Source organism: Micromonospora sp. WMMC273, assembly GCF_027460285.1.
Lineage (GTDB): Bacteria > Actinomycetota > Actinomycetes > Mycobacteriales > Micromonosporaceae > Micromonospora > Micromonospora aurantiaca.
Genome location: NZ_JAPZBE010000001.1, coordinates 3,149,024 through 3,166,278, shown reverse-complemented (window position 1 = coordinate 3,166,278; position 17,255 = coordinate 3,149,024). Strand labels below are relative to the sequence as shown.

Below are 17,255 nucleotides of genomic sequence, written 5' to 3'. Positions count from 1 at the left end.
ATGCGGCAGACGGGCGGGACACGCCCGTGCTCCGGATCGGAGGTGGTGCCTGTGGGGTCCGCTCAGGCGGGTCTGGTGCCGGGGCGCGACGTACGCGACGGCGGCAGCGGATCGGCCGTCGGCCGCGCGTAACGGTGGGCCAGGGTCGGCAGCCGCCAGCGGTTCGTGTCCGCGTCGGCCGCCTCGCTGTGCACCGCGCCGCCGCCGTGGCTCAGGCCGTGCGGTGGCAGCGGTACGGCGGGCGTGGTCGTGACGTGCACCGCCGGGCCGACAGCCGCCGGTGCCCGGCTCTGTGCCGGGTCGGCCCACCGGGTGCCGACGACGGTCAGGGTGCGCGCCGCCGGGGCGGCGAGGACCGGACCGCCGAGGCGGGACGGTCTGTCGTGCGCACGCTCGGCGGCGGGCGCGGGCGTCGCGGCCGGGTCGGCCGGATGAACGGGCTCGGCCGGTGGGCCCGGCTCGACCGGCCCGGGCTCGCCGGGTGCCGGAGGCGATCCGGGGTCCGGCGCGGACGGCGGGTCGAGCAGATCGGTCACCGGGCTGAGCGGGTCGAGCACCGGTGCCAGCGGGTCGAGTACCGGTTCCAGGCCCCGCCAGACCGGGCCGAGGATCGGGCGCAGCGGCTCCACGACCGGCGACAGCAGGTCCGCCACCGGGTCGAGCACGCCTGCCTGCACCGGATCGGTGACCGGGCTCAGGCCCTCGGCGACCGGCGCGAGCACGCGGTCGCGTACCGGCGTCACCACCGCCTCGACCACCCGGCCGGTGACCGGGGTCGCGGGGGCCGGCGGCGCCTTCGGCCGACCGGTGCCGGACGCGGGCGTGCCGGACGCGGGTGTGTCCGGCTTCGGCGTGGTCGCGTCGGGTGCGGGCGCAGGTGCGGACGCGGCTGGCGTCGCCGGTTCCGCCGTGGCGCCGCCGGAACCGGCGGTGGGCGCCTCGCCGGGTTCGGACGTGGGCAGGCCGAGCACCGTCCCGAGCGTGTGGGTGAGCACCCCGACGGTGGCGGTGAGCGGGCCGGACGGACGTTCGGCGGCGTGGGCGGCCGAGCCGAAGGCGGCCTCGTGGGCGCCCCAGACCACTGCCACGCCGCCGAGCAGCAGACCGAGGCGCAGCGTGCAGCGCGCCACCCGCCCGGCCTGTCCCGACATTCCACACCTTTCGCGCCCGCACCCGGCGGCACGGATCGACGTCCCGCACTGTACCGAACGTGGCGGCCCGGGCACAGTACGCCGCCGACGGGTGTCGGGCGCGTCGCGCGCAGGCGTGGGATCCGCGGCGTCCGGGTACCAGCCGGGTCATGGACACGCGCACGGCCGAACGCCCGGACACCACCCCCGCACCCGCCGCGCCCCCGGCCGGTGTGGTCGCTGTCGTCGCCCACCGGAAGAAGACGTTCGGGGGAGGGCTCGACGAGCTGCGCTCCCGGCTCGTCGCCGCCGGGGTCGGGCGGCTGCTCTGGTACGAGGTGCCGAAGAGCCGGAAGGCACCCAGGCGGGTCCGCGCGGCATTGGACGAGGGCGCCGAGCTGGTGCTGGTATGGGGCGGCGACGGCATGGTGCAGCGGTGCGCCGACGCGCTCGCCGGCAGCGGCGTGCCGATGGGCATCCTGCCGGCCGGCACGGCCAACCTGTTCGCGGTGAACCTGGGCATCCCGGTCGACCTGCCGGAGGCGGTACGCATCGCGCTGCACGGCCGCCGGCGCGAGCTGGACCTGGGCCGGATCAACGGCGAGCACTTCGCGGTGATGGCCGGCGCCGGGTTCGACGGCGACCTGATCCGGGACGCCGACCGGCAGCTCAAGGGCCGGTTCGGCCGGATCGCGTACGTCTGGACCGGGCTGCGGCACGTGCGCGGCGAGTGCGTACGGACCCGGATCCGGGTCGACGGCGCCGACTGGTTCGACGACGAGGCGAGCTGCGTGCTGTTCGGCAACGTCGGCACCATCACCGGCGGCATCCCGGCCTTCGACGACGCCCGCCCGGACGACGGGGCGCTGGAGATCGGCGTGTCCACCGCCAGCGGCGCGGTGGACTGGGCGCGCACGCTGGGCCGGATGGCCGCCGGGCGCTCCGAGGAGTCGCCGTTCGTGCGGATCACCCGGGGTCGCAAGATCAGGGTGCGGTTCGACGCGCCGAAGACGTACGAGCTGGACGGCGGCGCCCGGGGCAAGGCGAAACGCCTCAAGGTCAAGGTGGTGCCGGGCGCGCTGACCGTGTGCTGTCCCGACCCGGCGGACTGACCGCGCCCGGGCCGGGGCAGGATGCCGGAATGCGCGACGACATCCGCGACTACCTGGCCGAAGTGGTCCGCCGCTCCCGGGACGTGCTCGGTGACGACCTGGTCGGCGCGTACGCCGCCGGGTCGGTCGGGCTGGGTGCGTACCAGCCGGGCCGCAGCGACGTGGACGTGGCGCTGGTGGCCGCCGGGCCGATGCCGGAGCCGGACAAGCGCCTGCTCGTGGACCGGCTGCGGCACGGGTCGCTGCCCTGCCCGGCACGCGGCCTGGAACTGGTCGTCTACCGCCGCGACGTGGCCGCCTCCGGCACCGCGGAGCCGGGCTTCGAGGTCGAGCTGAACACCGGCGCCACCATGCCGTTCCGCGCCACCTACGACCCGGCCGACCGGCCGGCCGCCGACGGGCGGTTCTGGTACGCGCTGGACCGCAGCATCCTGCGCCAGTCCGGCCTGACGCTGCTCGGCCCGCCCGCCGCCGACGTGTTCGCCGACCCGTCCCCGCCGGCGCTGCGGGCACTGCTTGCCGACGCGCTGCGCTGGTGGCTGGCGCTGCCCACGCCATCCGGCGACGAACCCGCCCCCGGCGCGGAGGACGCGGTGCTCGGCGCCTGCCGGGCGCTGGTGCGCATCCGCGACGGCGTCTGGCTGGGCAAGGTCGACGCCGGGCTCCGGGTCGCCGCCGACGACCCGGACGCCGCGCTGATCCGCGCCTCGATCGAGGCACGCGGCGGCGGCACGCCGCCGTCCGGCCCGGCCGCCCGCGCGTTCCAGCGGCGGGTGCTGGACCGGATCACCGCGCGGTGAGCCCCGCCGCGCGTGACTACTGTGAGCCGGGGGAGGTGCGGTGATCATGACGGAGCTGAGCGCGTCCACGCGGGCCGGACTGGAGTCGGTGCTGCCCGGTGGCGTGGCGACCCGGGCCGCGGACCGGCTGCGGATGGCCCACGACGCCTCGCACTACCTGCTGCACCCCGGCGCGGTGATCACGCCGGTCGACGCCGGTCAGGTGGCCGCGCTGCTGGCGTACGGCGCCCGCACCGGCACCCCGCTGACGTTCCGCTCCGGCGGTACCAGCCTCAGCGGCCAGGCGGTCACCGACCGGCTGCTCGTCGACGTGCGGCGGCACTTCCGCGACCTGACGGTCCTCGACGACGGGCGGCGGGTACGGGTGCAGCCCGGGGTGGTACTGCGGCAGGTGAACGCGCGCCTCGCGCCGTACGGCCGCAAGCTCGGCCCCGACCCGGCCAGCGAGTCCGCGTGCACGGTCGGCGGCGTGGTCGCCAACAACTCCAGCGGCATGACCTGCGGGACCGAGTTCAACACGTACCGGACGCTGGAGTCGCTGGTCCTCGCGCTGCCCAGCGGCACCGTGCTGGACACCGGCGCCCCGGACGCCGACGCCCGGCTGCGCGCCGCCGAACCGGCACTGCACGCCGGGCTGCTGCGGCTGCGCGACCGGGTACGCGGCAACCCCGACTCGGTGCGCCGCATCCGCGCCCAGTACGCCATGAAGAACACCATGGGGTACGGCGTGAACGCGTTCCTCGACCACGACGACCCGGCCGACCTGCTCACCCGGCTCGTGGTGGGCAGCGAGGGCACGCTCGCGTTCGTCGCCTCGGCGACGTTCCGGACCGTACCCGTGCACCGGCACGCCGCGACCGGCCTGCTGGTCTTCGACTCCCTGGGCGCGGCGATGGCCGCCATGCCGGCGCTGGTGGCCGCCGGCCCGGCGGCGATCGAACTGCTCGACGCCGCCGCCCTGCGGGTGGCCCAGCGCGACCCGAAGGCGGACGCCACGCTGCGCGGCCTGGCCGTGCGCGGGCACGCCGCGCTGCTCGCCGAGTGGCAGGAGTCCGACCCGGCGGCGCTCGCCGACCGGGTCGCCGGCGCCGAACCGGTGCTCGCCGGCCTGCCGCTGAGCGCACCGGCCCGGCTCAGCGGCGAGCCCGCTGCCCGCGCCGCGCTGTGGCACATCCGCAAGGGCCTGTACGCGGCCGTGGCCGGCGCCCGCCCGTCCGGCACCACGGCGCTGCTGGAGGACATCGCCGTCCCGGTCGAGGCGCTCGCCGGCACGTGCGCGTCGCTGGCCGAGCTGTTCGACCGGCACCGGTACGCCGACAGCGTCATCTTCGGCCACGCCAAGGACGGCAACCTGCACTTCATGCTCAACGAGCGGTTCGACGGCGGTGAGGCCCCGGCGCGCTACGCCGACTTCACCGAGGAGATGGTCGACCTGGTGCTCGGCCACGGCGGGACGCTCAAGGCCGAGCACGGCACCGGCCGGGTGATGGCCCCGTACGTGCGCCGCCAGTTCGGTGACGAGCTGTACGAGGTGATGCGCGAGCTGAAGAGGCTCTGCGACCCGGACGGTGTGCTGAACCCGGGCGTGCTGCTCAGCGACGACCCGGAGATCCACATGCGGCACCTCAAGACCGTGCCGACGGTGGAGGAGGAGGTGGACCGCTGCGTCGAGTGCGGCTACTGCGAGCCGGTCTGCCCCAGCCGCGACCTCACCACCACGCCCCGGCAGCGCATCGTGCTGCGCCGGGAGATCGCCGCCGCGCAGGCCGCCGGCGACACCGCGCTGGCCCGGGAACTGACCGACGCCTACGACTACGACGCGGTGCAGACCTGCGCCGTCGACGGCATGTGCGCCACCGCCTGCCCGGTGCTGATCAACACCGGTGACCTGGTGAAGCGGCTGCGCGCGCAGGAGCACGGCCGGGCGGCGGGGACCGCCTGGCGCGGCGCCGCCCGCCGCTGGGGCGCCACCACCCGGGGCATGGCCCGGGGACTCGACCTGGCCGGGGCGCTGCCACCCGCGCTGCCCGAGACCGCCACCCGGGCCGCCCGCGCGGTGCTCGGCGCCGACCGGGTACCGCGGTGGCAACGGGACCTGCCGCGCGGCGGCACCCCGCGCCGCCCGCACCGGGCCGACGACCCGGACGCGGTGTTCGTCCCGTCCTGCCTGGGCACCCTGTTCGCCCCGGAGCGGGGCGGCACCGGCGTGGCAGCCGCGCTGCTCACGCTCGCCGAGCGGGCCGGCGTACGGCTGCTCGTGCCCGACGGCATCGGTGACCTGTGCTGCGGCACCCCCTGGTCGTCGAAGGGACTCACCGAGGGCTACCGGGCGGTGCGCGACCGCGTACCGCCGGTGCTGCGCGCGGCCAGCCGGGACGGTGCGCTGCCGGTGGTCAGCGACGCCGCGTCCTGCACCGAGGGCTTCGAACGGCTGCTCGACGGCGCCGGGGACGTGCGGGTCGTGGACGCGGTCGCGTACACCGCCGGCACGCTGCTGCCCCGGCTGACGGTGCGCCGCCGGATCGGCTCGCTCGCGCTGCACCCGACCTGCTCGTCGGTCCGGCTCTGCCTGGACGACGCGCTGCTCACAGTGGCCCGCGCGGTCGCCGACGAGGTGGTGGTCCCGGAGGGCTGGCAGTGCTGCGGCTTCGCCGGGGACCGGGGGCTGCTGCATCCGGAGCTGACCGCGTCGGCCACCCGGGCCGAGGCCGCCGCCGTCACGGCACGCCCCTTCGACGGGTACGCCTCGGTGAACCGGACCTGCGAGATCGGGCTGGCGCGGGCCACCGGGCAGCCGTACCGGCACCTGCTGGAGTTGCTGGCCGAGGCCACCTCGCCGTAGCGACGTCCGCGGAGTGCCGGCTTTTCGCGTGATCAACACCAGTTCGGGCTGGTGGCGGGGTCCGGGTGGGTTGGATGGCACCACTTCCCCGTACTGGTGTTGACCTTGGCCTCGACCGGGTGCCGTTTGCTCGCGTGATCGACACCAGTCCGGGAGGTGGTCTGGTTCGCGCGGGGCCAACACCGCCACTTCCCCGCGGTGGCCTTGACCTTGGCCGTGGTCGAGTGGGTGCCGACTGCTCGCGTGATCGACGCCAGATCGGGGGAGTGGTGGGGTCCGGGCGGGGTGGACGCGGTCACCTCCCCGCAATGGTGTTGATCTTCGCGTGGCCGGGTGCGCCCTGGGGTTCATGATCGACACCAGTTCGGGGTGGTGGCGGGGTCCAGGTGGGTTGGATGGCACCACATCCCCGTAATGGTGTTGACCTTGGCCGGGCCGGGCGCGCGTGGTTGCGTGATCGACACCAGGTCGGGCGGGGCGGCTGGCTTCGTCCAAGGGATGCCGCCGCCGGTGGGGCGGTGTGCCGGTTGAGGGAGGCGTCGGTGATGAGGGGAGCGGGCGCCGTGAGCTGGGCGGGCGTACCGGGGTCTCGATTGCGGGCGGGGCGGGGGCGGCAGGGCTTACGGTGCGAGAGGGGAGTCCACGGGAGGGGTGACGCGGTGGCGGCCGGGATGTTGTCGGGACGGGTCGCTGTGGTCACCGGCGCGGCGCGGGGGATCGGCCGGGCCGCGGCGGTCGCGCTGGCCGAGGCGGGCGCGGACGTGGCCGGGATGGACATCGCGGGGCCGGTCAGCCCGATCCTGGACCTGCCGCCCGCCGGCCCGGAGGACCTGACCGAGACCGGCCGGCGGGTGACGGCGGCCGGTGCCCGCTGGTCCGCGCACGTGGCCGACCAGCGCGACATCGGCGCGGTACGCGCTGTGGCCGAGGCGGTGGAACGCGAACACGGCGGCGTGGACGTGTTGTTCGCCAACGCCGGTATCCAGGCGTTCGCGCCGCTGCTGGAGATGACCGACCGGCATTGGCACGACCAGATCGACGTCAACCTCACGGGCGCGGCGAACGTGCTGCGGGTCTTCGCGCCGCTGCTGGTACGCCGCGGCGGCGGCCGGATCGTGGTCACGTCGTCCACCCAGGGGCAGCACGGCACCACGAACGGGTCCGCGTACTCGGCGTCGAAGTGGGGGCTGATCGGGCTGGTCAAGTCCGCCGCGCTGGAACTCGGGCCGCACGGCGTGACGGTGAACGCGGTCATCCCGGGGCTGGTCGACACCGCGCTGACCCGGCATCGGGACCGGTACGTGCAGGCGCTGGTCGAGGCGGGGAAGCCGGCCTCCGGTGACCTCGCCGAGGTGGAACACGCCGCGATTCAGGCGCTGCGGTCGAAGACGCCGCTGGGCGTGCCGTGGGTGGAACCGGAGGACGTCGCGCCACTCGTCGTGTTCCTCGCCTCCGACGCCGCGCGGATGGTCAGCGGCACGTCGTTCGCCGCGACGGCGGGCGACAGCGCCCACGTGACCGCCTGACCTCGCCGGGCTGCCGCCGCCGGCGCCCCGGCCGCGAGGGCCGGGGCGCCGGAACCGTGGGTCAGGAGCCGTACGGCAGCGTGACCGTCGAGGCGTTGCCGACGCCGACGATCGTGGGTGCGCCACCGATGGCGTTCCACACCTCGACGCGTACCGTGCCGCCGGCCAGGTTGCCCAGCGTGCCGGTGGACGAGAGCAGGCCCTGGGTCTGCCGGTACCGCTCCGCACCCGGGATCGGGTCGGTGGCGAAGTACCTGTAGGTCTCCACCCGCTCGACGCTGCCGTTGCCGGTCAGGTCGTAGGAGACCCGGATCTGGACGCCGTTGCCGACCGCGGTGCCCGCGTCGACGGCCAGGTCGAAGGCGGTCGCCCCGCCGGTGTACGTGCCGGTCAGCCCGGTGGCGGTGAACACCTGCGGGTTGGTCGGCGTGCCGTCGGAGTTGCCGGTCGCCGCCGCCACGTTCACCGTGCCGGCGGTGCCTGCGGTGCCGTCCAGCCCGCCGCCGGACCGCAGGTACCGCACCGGCGTCAGCGGGCCGGCCGTACTCGTCGGGCTGGGGCTCGCGGAGGTCGGCGTGGGACTCGCGGTGGTCGGCGTGGGACTCGCGGTGGTCGCCGTCGGGGTCGGGGTGGGCGTCGTGGTCGGCGGGGGACCGGTCGGCACGGTGCCGCCGCCGGTGGCGTTGCCACCGCTCCACGTGTACGCCCCGGACGTCGCGGTCTTCCCGGCCGGCACCGCGAGCGTCGTGCCGTTGGAGAACGTGACGGTCAGCGGCCGGGCGGTGATGTTCGAGGCCACGTAGGTGCGGACGCCGTTCTTGACGAACACCTTCGCCAGCGGGTGGTTCGCCGTGACTGTGGTGTCCACGGTGCCGAGCGCGGCCAGGTTGCGGATCCAGTGGAACGTGTGTGCCTTGCTCTCGCCCTCCTCGCTGGTGAACCCGCTGTTGGCGCGGAAGTTGCGCAGCGCCTGCTCGCCGTCGCCGAGGGCCAGGAACTCCCAGACGATGTCCTGCCACACGGTCGGCGGGCCGCCCTTGTTGGTGACCAGCTCGGCGTAGTTGGCCTTGACGTACTCCGGGAAGTCACCCAGGTAGAGGTGACCGCCGGTGATCGGCAGCATGTTGATGCCCTGGATCATCTCCGGCGCGGCGGAGAACCAGGTCGAGTAGGCCCCGCCGTCGCCCCAGACCATGCCGACCGTCTTGTGCCCGAACGCGGCCGGGAAGTTCTGGTCGTACACGTCGAACCAGTATTCGGAGATCGCTGCGGACTGGGTGGTCCACAGGTAGACACCGGCGTCGCGGACGGCGGTGTCGCCGGTGGCCTGGCCCCACTGGATCAGCGCGTTGGCGAAGTTCATCCCCTCCGACGAGGACTCCTGGTTGTTGCCGGCGAAGAACGGCGCCAGCCCGGAGGCCCAGTCGTGCCCGGCGTAGATGTCGAAGTCCCGCAGGTAGGGGAAGCGGCTGTCGGCGCGGTCGTAGTTGTTGGCGTCGCGGATCAGCAGGTCGACCATGCCGCCGTAGCGGCTGTCGTCGGCCCAGCCCGGGTCGAACTTCGCGAGCGTGGCGGCGGCCGCGATGAAGTAGCCGTAGTGGAAGTGATGGTCGTTGAGGTCCTCGTCGGAGCCGTACGAGGCCGGGTAGCCGATCAGCGTGCCCCAGTTGCGGTCGTAGTAGAAAAGCTGCCCGGTCTCGCCGGAGCCGGCGGTGAGCCAGTTGGTCAGCCGGTTCCGCATCGCGGTCAGCGCCGCGTCGCGGACCGAGGTCTGCCCGAGCTGGTCGGCGATCTCGGCGATCCGGGCGGCCCGGCCGAGTCCCTTGCCGGCCCAGTAGGTGTCGGTGCCGCTGACGCCCTCCGGGTTGCCCTGCTCGGCGTTGAGGTAGCCGGTGACCGTGGACAGGTCCGCGCCGCTGGAGTCGCCCACGGCGGGCACCTCGGGCAGCACACCGGTGAAGCGCATGGACGTGGTGAACGACGGCACGCCGGTGAGCACCCGCATGGCGCCGCGCGCCGAGACGTAGGTCGGGCTGATCGGGGTGGCGCCGGTGAGGCTGCGCCACTGGTGCGGGTAGAGCGCCACCACTGTCTTCGTCTCGCTGCCCTCGCGGGGCGTGGTGGTGAACGCGTACGTGGTGCGCACGGTGCCGGCGGACGGGTCGTAGGCGTAGCTCATCCGGGTGCCGGTGACGTGGGCGTGGGCGTACCGGGCGTACGTGTCGGCCAGTGCCGCCCGGTCGCCACCGCCGGGCAGCACCGCGACGGAGAAGTACCCCTTGCCGGCCAGCGTCGAGCTGATGCCGGCGCCGTTGACGGTCCAGGTCGCGCCGGCCGGGGCGTACGCGACGTAGTCGTGGCCGTTGACCGTGAAGCCGATGGTGGCGCCGGAGTTGCGCCACACGGTGGGCGTCGCGGTGGCGGTGAGCTGCGCGGTGCCGCCGCTGACCGTGTAGTAGCTGAACGGCAGGCCGTGGCCGATGGTGGCGCGCATGGTGCGGCTGCCGTCGCTCCAGTCGGCGGTGACCGTCCAGTCGCTCCAGCCGGCGGCCTTCACCACGGGTGCGGACAGCCCGGGCATCCCGACGCGGACGTCCTCGCCGTACGGGTAGTGGAACTCGCCGACGCCGGTAGCGGTGCCGCTGATCGCCGGCGTGGTGGTGTACGACAGGCCGAGCCCGTTGTTCTCGGCCTTGAAGGCCAGTGGGTGCGCGTGCAGGATCTCGCTGCCGGTGCAGTTGTTGCGCTTCCAGATCAGCGACGACCACCAGTCGTTCGTGGGGATCGCGCCGGACGGCGCGTCGGCGGTGACGAACGTCCTCGGGTCGGTGCTGATCGCGCCGCAGCCCTTCGGCAGCAGGGTGCCGGGCGGCCGGGTCTCGGTGTAACTGCCCGCGCCGACGGCGCCGGCGGTGGCGGTGCCGCCACCGCCGACCACGACTCCGAGCAGGCCGGCGGCGAGCACCGACGCGGCGACGAGGGCGGTCGCCCGCAGGCCGCGCCGGCGGGCCGGGGACGGGACGGGCGGGGCCGGGGGTACGGGGTCGGGGGAGAAGTCCCGCAGGAGGGTCATGGAGGTCCCCTTCACGAGGAGAAGGCGGGGTACGGAGTGGTGGTCCGGCAGTTGTGAGAGCGCTCTCTTGAGAAGGGACAGTAAGGTTCGGGTTACGGATCCGTCAATGTCTTGTTACCAAAGAGAGCGCTCTCCCAAGCGCGAGGAACTTCCACCGGTCACCTCGCGAAGCGCGCTGACCAGCGTCGACGGCGCGCACGAGCGCCGCCTCCGGCCGAGGCGACCGGAGGCGGCGCGAGGACGTGTGCGCCTACGCTGAGTCAGGCCGCGGTGGCGGCGAGGCTCCGCGCGTCGGTGCGTACCGCGGCCGTGCCCGGCTCGCCGGCGGCACCGGCCCGGCCGGTCCCCGGCTGCCCGGCGATCGGCCGCGAGGCGGACTGCGGCGAGCCGGCGGACTGCCGGGGCGTCCGGGCGGCGCTCAGCCCCGCCTGCGCGTTGTTCCAGGCCGCGCACGGCCACGCCGCCCCGGCGCAGCTCGGGCTGGCGCAGACGCGCTCGTCGTCCGGCTGGTGCGCGTCGGCCACCGCGGCGGCCAGGTCCCACAGCAGCGGATCGGTCACCTCCGCGGGGCGGTCGGCGACGCGGTCTGTGCTGGCTTCGGACATGATTCGGTCCCCCTGTCGTGAACGGCCCCCACCTGTTTCCGGAAACCGCCCGGGCCAAACCTGCGCCCGCCCGGGCGCGGACATAGGCTGACCGGCGTGGCGAGGTACTACGACCTGCATCCGGACAACCCCCAGCCCCGCGTGATCCGGCAGGTGGTGGACCTGCTGCGCGCCGACGGAGTGATCGCCTACCCGACCGACTCCTGCTACGCGCTCGGCTGCCGGATCGGCAACCGCGACGGCGTGGAGCGGATCCGGGAGATCCGGCGGCTCGACGACCGCCATCCGTTCACGCTGATGTGCGCCGACTTCGCCCAGCTCGGCCAGTTCGTCAAGCTCAGCAACGCGGTCTTCCGGCAGGTGAAGTCCGTCATCCCGGGCAGCTACACGTTCCTGCTCCCGGCCACCGCCGAGGTGCCGCGCCGGTTGCAGGACCCGCGGCGGCGGGTGGTCGGCGCGCGCGTACCCCGGCACACGGTGACCCAGGCGCTGCTCGCCGAACTCGGCGAGCCGCTGCTGACCAGCACGCTGCTGCTGCCCGGCGAGGACGAGCCGATGACCCAGGGCTGGGAGATCAAGGAACGGCTGGACCACCTCGTCGACGCGGTGGTCGACGCCGGGGACTGCGGGCTGGAGCCGACGACCGTGGTCGACCTGTCCGGCCCGGAGCCGGAGATCCTGCGCCACGGCGCCGGAGATCCGTCCCGCTTCGAGTAGCGATCACCGATTCCGTCCCGCCCGGCCGCCGCCGTACGGCACCGTGATTCCCGGCGGACGGTGACGGGGGTACGGCGTGGAAGCACTCGTGCTGATCACGGTGCTGGGCGCCACCGTGCTCGTCGGCACCACGATCGGCGGTCGCTACAGCGTCGCGCCCCCGGTCCTGCTGATCGCCATGGGCGCGCTGATCGGCCTGCTGCCGCCGTTCGACGACCTGATCCTCGAACCCGAGGTCGTGCTGGTGCTGTTCCTCCCGGCGATCCTCTACCGGGAGAGCCTGGTCATCAGCCTCCGCGAGATCCGGGCCAACCTGGTGGTGATCATCGGCCTCGCCGTCGTGCTGGTGATCGTCACGATGGCCGCCGTCGCGTTCACCGCGCAGGCCCTCGGCGTGCAGCCGGCCGCCGCGTGGGTGCTCGGCGCGGTCCTGGCGCCGACCGACGCAGCAGCCGTGGCCGGCCTGGCCAAGCGGATGCCGCGTGGCATCCTCACCACACTGCGCGCGGAGAGCCTGGTCAACGACGGTACGGCGCTCGTGCTGTTCGCCGTGGCGGCCGGCGTTGTCGCGGGCGGGACGGTGCCCGGAGCGCTGACGCTCACCGGCGAGTTCGTCGGTAAGTCGGCCGGTGGGGTGGCCGCCGGCCTGCTCGTCGGCACGGTCGTGGTGCTGATCCGCAAACACGTCGACGATCCGATGCGCGAGGGCGGGCTGAGCATCCTCACCCCGTTCGTCGCTTTCCTGCTCGCCGACGCGGTGCACGCCAGCGGCGTGCTCGCGGTGGTGGTGTCCGGGCTGCTGCTGTCGTACGCCGCGCCCCGGGTGATCCGGGCCCGTTCCCGGGTCACCGCGTTCGCGTTCTGGGACCTCTCCACCTTCATGGTCAACGGTGGCCTGTTCGTGCTGCTCGGCACGCAGGTGCCGCGTTCGCTGCGCAGCATCACCAGCCACTCGCCGGCCGCGTCGCTCGGCATCGCGGCGCTCGTCGCCCTGGTCGTGGTGGTGATCCGGCTGGTCTGGGTGCACCTGTCGGTGTCGGCGCTGCAACGGGTGGACCGGCGGGAGTCGAGCCGCGCGCGGCACTTCGACGGCCGGATGCGTACCGCGGTGGGCTGGGCCGGGTTCCGCGGCGCCGTCTCGCTCGCCGCCGCGCTCGCCGTGCCGGTCACCATGCACGACGGCAGCGCCGTGCGCGAACGCGACCTGATCATCTTCGTGACCGTGGTGGTGATCGTGCTGATCATGCTGGTGCAGGGCACCACCCTGCCCGCTGTCGTGAGCTGGGCCGGCCTGACCGGCGATCGGGAACGCGACGACGAGGTGCGCTGGGCCCGGATCCGGGCCACCGAGGCCGCCCTGGAGGCGCTGCCCCGGGCCGCCGACGACGTGGGCGCCACGCAGGACACGGTGGACCGGCTGCGCGCCGACTACGAGGAGCACCTGGCCGACGCCCGCGACCCGGGCGGTGATGACGCGGAGGCGGAGCGGGAGATGGCCCGGCGGCTGCGGCTGCGGGTGCTCGACCACAAGCGGCAGGAGATCACCCGGCTGCGCAACACCAGGCAGATCGACGACGCGGTGCTGCGGCAGCTCCAGGCGGCCATCGACATCGAGGAGATCCGGCTGCTCGGGCCGGAGATGGAGGAGTGAACCGGGCCGGCCGCCACCCGGACGGGTGGCGGCCGGCGTGGCTCAGCGCGCGTCGACAGCGACGACCGTGTACGGGGTGGTCGGCGTCGGCGGGGTGGTGAACCGGCCGTTCGGCAGGTAGAGCCGGCCGAGCGCGGCGGCCACCGTGGTCGGCACGTCGAAGCCCGGGTCGGTGATGACGCCGCGCGCGACGCCGGCCGTGCCGGAGCGGTTCAGGTCGACCACGGCGACCTGGTTGAGGAAATTCTGCACCACGTACAGCGTGCGGCCGAGCAGCAGCAGGCCGTCACCGTTGACGAACGTGGTGCCCGGCACGTCGACGGCGGTGGTGACGCCGGTGGCCGGGTCCACCCGGAACAGCGTGCCGGTGTTCGACTGCACAACTATCAGCGCCCGCCCGTCCGGGGTGGGCACGATGCCGTTGAGGTTGACGCCGGTGCCGCTCTGCTGGAAGTCGCCGGTCAGCGGGAGCGTGGTGAAGCCGCCGGCGGGCGGCAGCGTGCCGCCGCGTCCCAGCGGCAGGCGGTAGAGCACCGGCCGGTTCGAGTCGGTGAACCAGGCGGCGTCGCGGGTGAGCGTCACGTCGTTGACGAACGTCGGCGCCTCGGCGAACCGGTAGCTCGCGAGCACGGCGCCGGTACGGGTGTCGATGACCCGGGCGTCACCGGCGGTGCCGCCGGCGACGAAGAGCCGGCCCCGTGGGTCGACCTTCAGGCCGAGCGACGGGGTGCCGGTGGCGGGGCTGACCTGCTTGCCCGCCCCGGTGATCAGGTCGGCGCGGTAGATCTCACCGGTGGCCCGCGACCCGAACCAGGCGTACCGGCCGGCGGTGGCGACGCCCTCCGGCTGGAAGCCGTCCGGCAGCGCGATGACCGTGGGACGTCGGTCGTGGGCAGCGGCGGCGGGGGCCGGCGCGGCGGTGGTGACGAGGGTGGCGGCCAGGGCGACGCCGAGGGTGGTCCTGATGCGTCGGTTCACTGTGGTCCTTCCGGGCGAAACGGTGGAACAGGACCTGCCCCACTGTACGGTCGCGGGCCGGTGTCCGCCCGGGACGCGACCCGGCACGGTGGTCCCGTGCCGGGTCGCGCCGACGGTCAGCCGGCCGCGCAGGTCGGCGTGCCGGAGGGCGCGGTACCCGTGCCCTGGAATCCGAACTCGGTGGTGCCACCGGCACCGACCTGGCGGTTGTAGTCGACGTTGCGGAAGGTCACCGCACCGCTGGTGCCGCTGGCCTGGGCGCTCCAGGTGTTCGTGACCGCCGAGCCCGACGGCACGGTGAGCGACACGGCCCACCCGTTGAGCCCGCTGGAGCCCGCGGTGATCCGCACGTTTGTCACGAAGCCGCCCGGCCACTGGTTGGTGGTGATCGTGGCGGTGCAGGCGCCGGTCGGCGGGGGAGTCGTCGGCGGCTCGCTGGTCGGCGGCGTGCTGGTCGGCGGCGTCGACGTGGGCGGGGTGCTGGTCGGCGGCGCGGTCGTGGGCGGCGGGGTGCCGCCCTCGTTGAGCGCGTTCAGCACTGCGGTGTACGCCTGCTTCTTGTTCCCGCTGCCGTCGAACAGCAGCGGGGTGCCGCTGGCCCGCCACGAGTCGGTGTCGCGGATGCCCCAGACCGTGATGCCGTTGCAGCGCGGCACGGCCAGGCAGTCTCGGGTCACGTTGCCGTACGTGGTGGCCTGGCTGCTGCCCGAGCCCTCGATGTCCAGCTCGGTGATCTGCACGTCGACGCCGAGCGCGGCGAAGTTCTGCAGCGTGGTGCGGTAGTTGCTCGGGTACGGCGAGCCGCTGTTGAAGTGCGACTGGAAACCGACGCAGTCGATCGGCACGCCCCGGGACTTGAAGTCCCGCACCATGTTGTAGACGCCCTGGGTCTTGGCCCAGTTCCAGTTGTCCGTGTTGTAGTCGTTGTAGCAGAGCTTGGCGCCGGGGTCGGCGGCGCGCGCGGCACGGAACGCGGCCTCGATCCAGTCGTTGCCGGTCTGCTGGAGGTTCGAGTTGCGGCGGGCGCCGCTGTTGCCGTCGTCGAACGCCTCGTTCACCACGTCCCAGGAGTGGATCTTGCCCCGGTAGTGGGTGGCGACCTGGGTGACGTGATTGATCATCGCGTCGCGCAGCGCGCTGCCGGACAGGCCTCCCGTCCAGCCGGGCTGCTGCTGGTGCCAGAGCAGCGCGTGGCCGCGTACCCGCATGCCGTTTGCCTGAGCGTGCGCGACGAGCCGGTCGCCGGCGCTGAAGTTGAACTGGTTCCGGGACGGCTCGGTGGCGTCCCACTTCATCTCGTTCTCGGCGGTGACCATGTTGAACTCGCGGTTCAGGATTCCGACGTACGTGCTGTCGGACAACTTGTTCACCGCCACCGCCGTGCCGAAGTACCGGCCCTGTTCCGCCGCCGACGCGCCGAGCGTCGTGCCGGCGCTGGCGCTTGTCGCCACCGCTATCGTGGCGGCGACCACCGCGGCCCCCGCCACCATCGCGACCACTGCGGTCCGCGGGCGTGACCGGGCTGCCGCGCTCCCGCTGCCGCGGGCGAGCACCTTGTCCATCTGAACGCCTCTCTAGCCTGTCAATGGGATCGGCTCGCCTCGGCCACCGCCCGCCACGATGTCGGCTCCGCGCGGCCGCCCGGTGGCCGCGCCAGGTGGGGGAGGGACTCCCCGGCACATCGTGGGTGATCGAAGCGAATCTCTGCCCGGAGCCTACCGGAAGCGTTCCGAAAACTTAATCACCTCGATATGTCGACATCGGGGCACGCGGTGCCGGGTGGGCGGGCGGGATCCGCGTGTGGGCGCGGCCTGCGGGCGCGCCCGTGCCGCCCGCCGTGGCTCCGGAAGTTTCGGGGGTCGCCAGTTCTGCCGGTTGAGTCGATCGAGCCTGCGGACCGATGCTTGGTGAATCGACCGTAGACGATGGAAGAGGTGCCGGAGCATGCGCCGACCCGCGCTCGTCGTACTCGTCCTCGCCGCCCTGCTCGCCGGCGCCCCGGCGGTCGCCCGCGCCGGCGCCGCCGCACCGCCGCCCGACCCCGCCGCGCTCGCCGGGATCCGCACGCCCGGCACCGCCTGGGAGCACGACCCGGCCACCGGCCGGCTCACGGTCACCGCCGACGACACGGTACGCGGGCGCGAGCTGGCGGCGGTACGCCGGACCGCCGACCGGGCCGGCGCGGTGCTGCGCCACGAACCCGGGCGCCTGCGCACGCTGATCGCCGGCGGTCAGGCGATCTACGGCGGCGGCGGGCGCTGCTCGCTGGGCGCGAACGTGCGCCGCGGCACCACCTGGTACTTCGTGACCGCCGGGCACTGCACCCGCCTGGCCGCCACCTGGTACGCCGACAGCGCCGGCACCACGGTGCTGGGCAGCCGGACCGGCAGCAGCTTCCCCGGCAACGACTACGGCGTGGTCCGCTACACCGGCACCGTCGCCCACCCGAGCGCGATCCACACCTACCCGGGGCAGATCACCGTCACCGCCGCCGGCAGCGCGTACGTCGGACAGGCGGTCTGCCGCAGCGGCGCCACCACCGGCGTGCGGTGCGGCACCGTCACCGGGCTGAACGCCACAGTCAACTACGCCGAGGGCAGCGTCACCGGGCTCATCCGCACGAACATCTGCGCCGAGCCGGGCGACAGCGGCGGCCCGCTCTACGTGGCGGCGACCGGCACCGTCATCGGCGTCCTGTCCGGCGGCAGCGGCAACTGCACGAGCGGCGGCACCAGCTACTACCAGCCGATCCTGGAGATCCTCGCCGCGTACGGCCTGACCATCCCCTGACCGGCGGTGCGGCCGGGGCGCCCGACGCGCC

Annotated in this window: 12 protein-coding genes; 7 read left to right on the top strand and 5 right to left on the bottom strand. The window is 74.1% G+C overall.

Translation table 11 applies throughout. From position 1 onward, the window contains the following. Positions 1 to 62 precede the first annotated feature (62 nt). Positions 63 to 1,151, bottom strand: coding sequence for a hypothetical protein (locus O7611_RS14840; protein ID WP_228531461.1), 1,089 nt, complete (start codon positions 1,149 to 1,151; stop codon positions 63 to 65). A gap of 149 nt (positions 1,152 to 1,300) precedes the next feature. Between O7611_RS14840 and O7611_RS14835 the strand changes: the two genes are divergently transcribed. The 4 genes from O7611_RS14835 to O7611_RS14820 all read left to right on the top strand — a co-directional run bounded on the left by O7611_RS14835 (position 1,301) and on the right by O7611_RS14820 (position 7,410). After that, positions 1,301 to 2,242: a diacylglycerol/lipid kinase family protein gene (locus O7611_RS14835; RefSeq protein WP_194799366.1), complete on the top strand. Its 942-nt coding sequence runs from the start codon at positions 1,301 to 1,303 to the stop codon at positions 2,240 to 2,242. Positions 2,243 to 2,271: 29 nt separating this feature from the next. Further along, complete coding sequence (locus tag O7611_RS14830; protein ID WP_269697070.1) at positions 2,272 to 3,042, top strand: nucleotidyltransferase domain-containing protein; 771 nt, start codon at positions 2,272 to 2,274, stop codon at positions 3,040 to 3,042. 46 nt (positions 3,043 to 3,088) lie between these two features. Further along, entirely contained in the window at positions 3,089 to 5,884 is a 2,796-nt protein-coding gene (locus O7611_RS14825) for an FAD-binding and (Fe-S)-binding domain-containing protein (protein ID WP_269697069.1), read from the top strand. A gap of 659 nt (positions 5,885 to 6,543) precedes the next feature. After that, on the top strand, positions 6,544 to 7,410 hold the full coding sequence (locus O7611_RS14820) for an SDR family NAD(P)-dependent oxidoreductase (RefSeq protein ID WP_269697068.1): 867 nt from the start codon (positions 6,544 to 6,546) through the stop codon (positions 7,408 to 7,410). A gap of 61 nt (positions 7,411 to 7,471) precedes the next feature. Here O7611_RS14820 and O7611_RS14815 read toward each other — a convergent pair whose 3' ends face one another. Both O7611_RS14815 and O7611_RS14810 read right to left on the bottom strand, forming a co-directional pair. Then, complete coding sequence (locus O7611_RS14815) at positions 7,472 to 10,483, bottom strand: glycosyl hydrolase (RefSeq protein ID WP_194799369.1); 3,012 nt, start codon at positions 10,481 to 10,483, stop codon at positions 7,472 to 7,474. Positions 10,484 to 10,743: 260 nt separating this feature from the next. Next, positions 10,744 to 11,088, bottom strand: a complete 345-nt coding sequence (locus tag O7611_RS14810; protein ID WP_194799370.1) for a hypothetical protein — start codon at positions 11,086 to 11,088, stop codon at positions 10,744 to 10,746. 96 nt (positions 11,089 to 11,184) lie between these two features. Between O7611_RS14810 and O7611_RS14805 the strand changes: the two genes are divergently transcribed. Beyond that, positions 11,185 to 11,805 carry an L-threonylcarbamoyladenylate synthase gene (locus tag O7611_RS14805; protein ID WP_194799371.1) on the top strand — a complete coding sequence of 207 codons (621 nt, stop codon included), beginning with the start codon at positions 11,185 to 11,187 and terminating at the stop codon, positions 11,803 to 11,805. 76 nt (positions 11,806 to 11,881) lie between these two features. Beyond that, positions 11,882 to 13,456, top strand: a complete 1,575-nt coding sequence (locus O7611_RS14800; RefSeq protein WP_269697067.1) for a Na+/H+ antiporter — start codon at positions 11,882 to 11,884, stop codon at positions 13,454 to 13,456. A 42-nt stretch (positions 13,457 to 13,498) separates the two neighbouring features. Here the strand turns inward: O7611_RS14800 and O7611_RS14795 are convergent, their stop codons facing one another. Both O7611_RS14795 and O7611_RS14790 read right to left on the bottom strand, forming a co-directional pair. Then, positions 13,499 to 14,434, bottom strand: a complete 936-nt coding sequence (locus O7611_RS14795) for a superoxide dismutase (RefSeq protein WP_269697066.1) — start codon at positions 14,432 to 14,434, stop codon at positions 13,499 to 13,501. A gap of 116 nt (positions 14,435 to 14,550) precedes the next feature. Next, entirely contained in the window at positions 14,551 to 15,996 is a 1,446-nt protein-coding gene (locus O7611_RS14790) for an endo-1,4-beta-xylanase (RefSeq protein WP_269697065.1), read from the bottom strand. Positions 15,997 to 16,378: 382 nt separating this feature from the next. On the opposite strand from O7611_RS14790, the gene O7611_RS14785 reads away from it, so the two are divergent. Next, entirely contained in the window at positions 16,379 to 17,224 is an 846-nt protein-coding gene (locus O7611_RS14785; protein ID WP_194799375.1) for a S1 family peptidase, read from the top strand. The last annotated feature ends 31 nt before the right edge of the window (positions 17,225 to 17,255 follow it).

Excerpts from the sequence above, each read along its gene's own strand:
- O7611_RS14825 (WP_269697069.1), top strand. The coding sequence starts at position 3,089 with ATGACGGAGCTGAGCGCGTCCACGCGGGCCGGACTGGAGTCGGTGCTG.
- O7611_RS14835 (WP_194799366.1), top strand. The coding sequence starts at position 1,301 with ATGGACACGCGCACGGCCGAACGCCCGGACACCACCCCCGCACCCGCC.
- O7611_RS14785 (WP_194799375.1), top strand. The coding sequence starts at position 16,379 with ATGCGCCGACCCGCGCTCGTCGTACTCGTCCTCGCCGCCCTGCTCGCC.
- O7611_RS14790 (WP_269697065.1), bottom strand. The coding sequence starts at position 15,996 with ATGGACAAGGTGCTCGCCCGCGGCAGCGGGAGCGCGGCAGCCCGGTCA.
- O7611_RS14830 (WP_269697070.1), top strand. The coding sequence starts at position 2,272 with ATGCGCGACGACATCCGCGACTACCTGGCCGAAGTGGTCCGCCGCTCC.
- O7611_RS14815 (WP_194799369.1), bottom strand. The coding sequence starts at position 10,483 with ATGACCCTCCTGCGGGACTTCTCCCCCGACCCCGTACCCCCGGCCCCG.
- O7611_RS14810 (WP_194799370.1), bottom strand. The coding sequence starts at position 11,088 with ATGTCCGAAGCCAGCACAGACCGCGTCGCCGACCGCCCCGCGGAGGTG.
- O7611_RS14840 (WP_228531461.1), bottom strand. The coding sequence starts at position 1,151 with ATGTCGGGACAGGCCGGGCGGGTGGCGCGCTGCACGCTGCGCCTCGGT.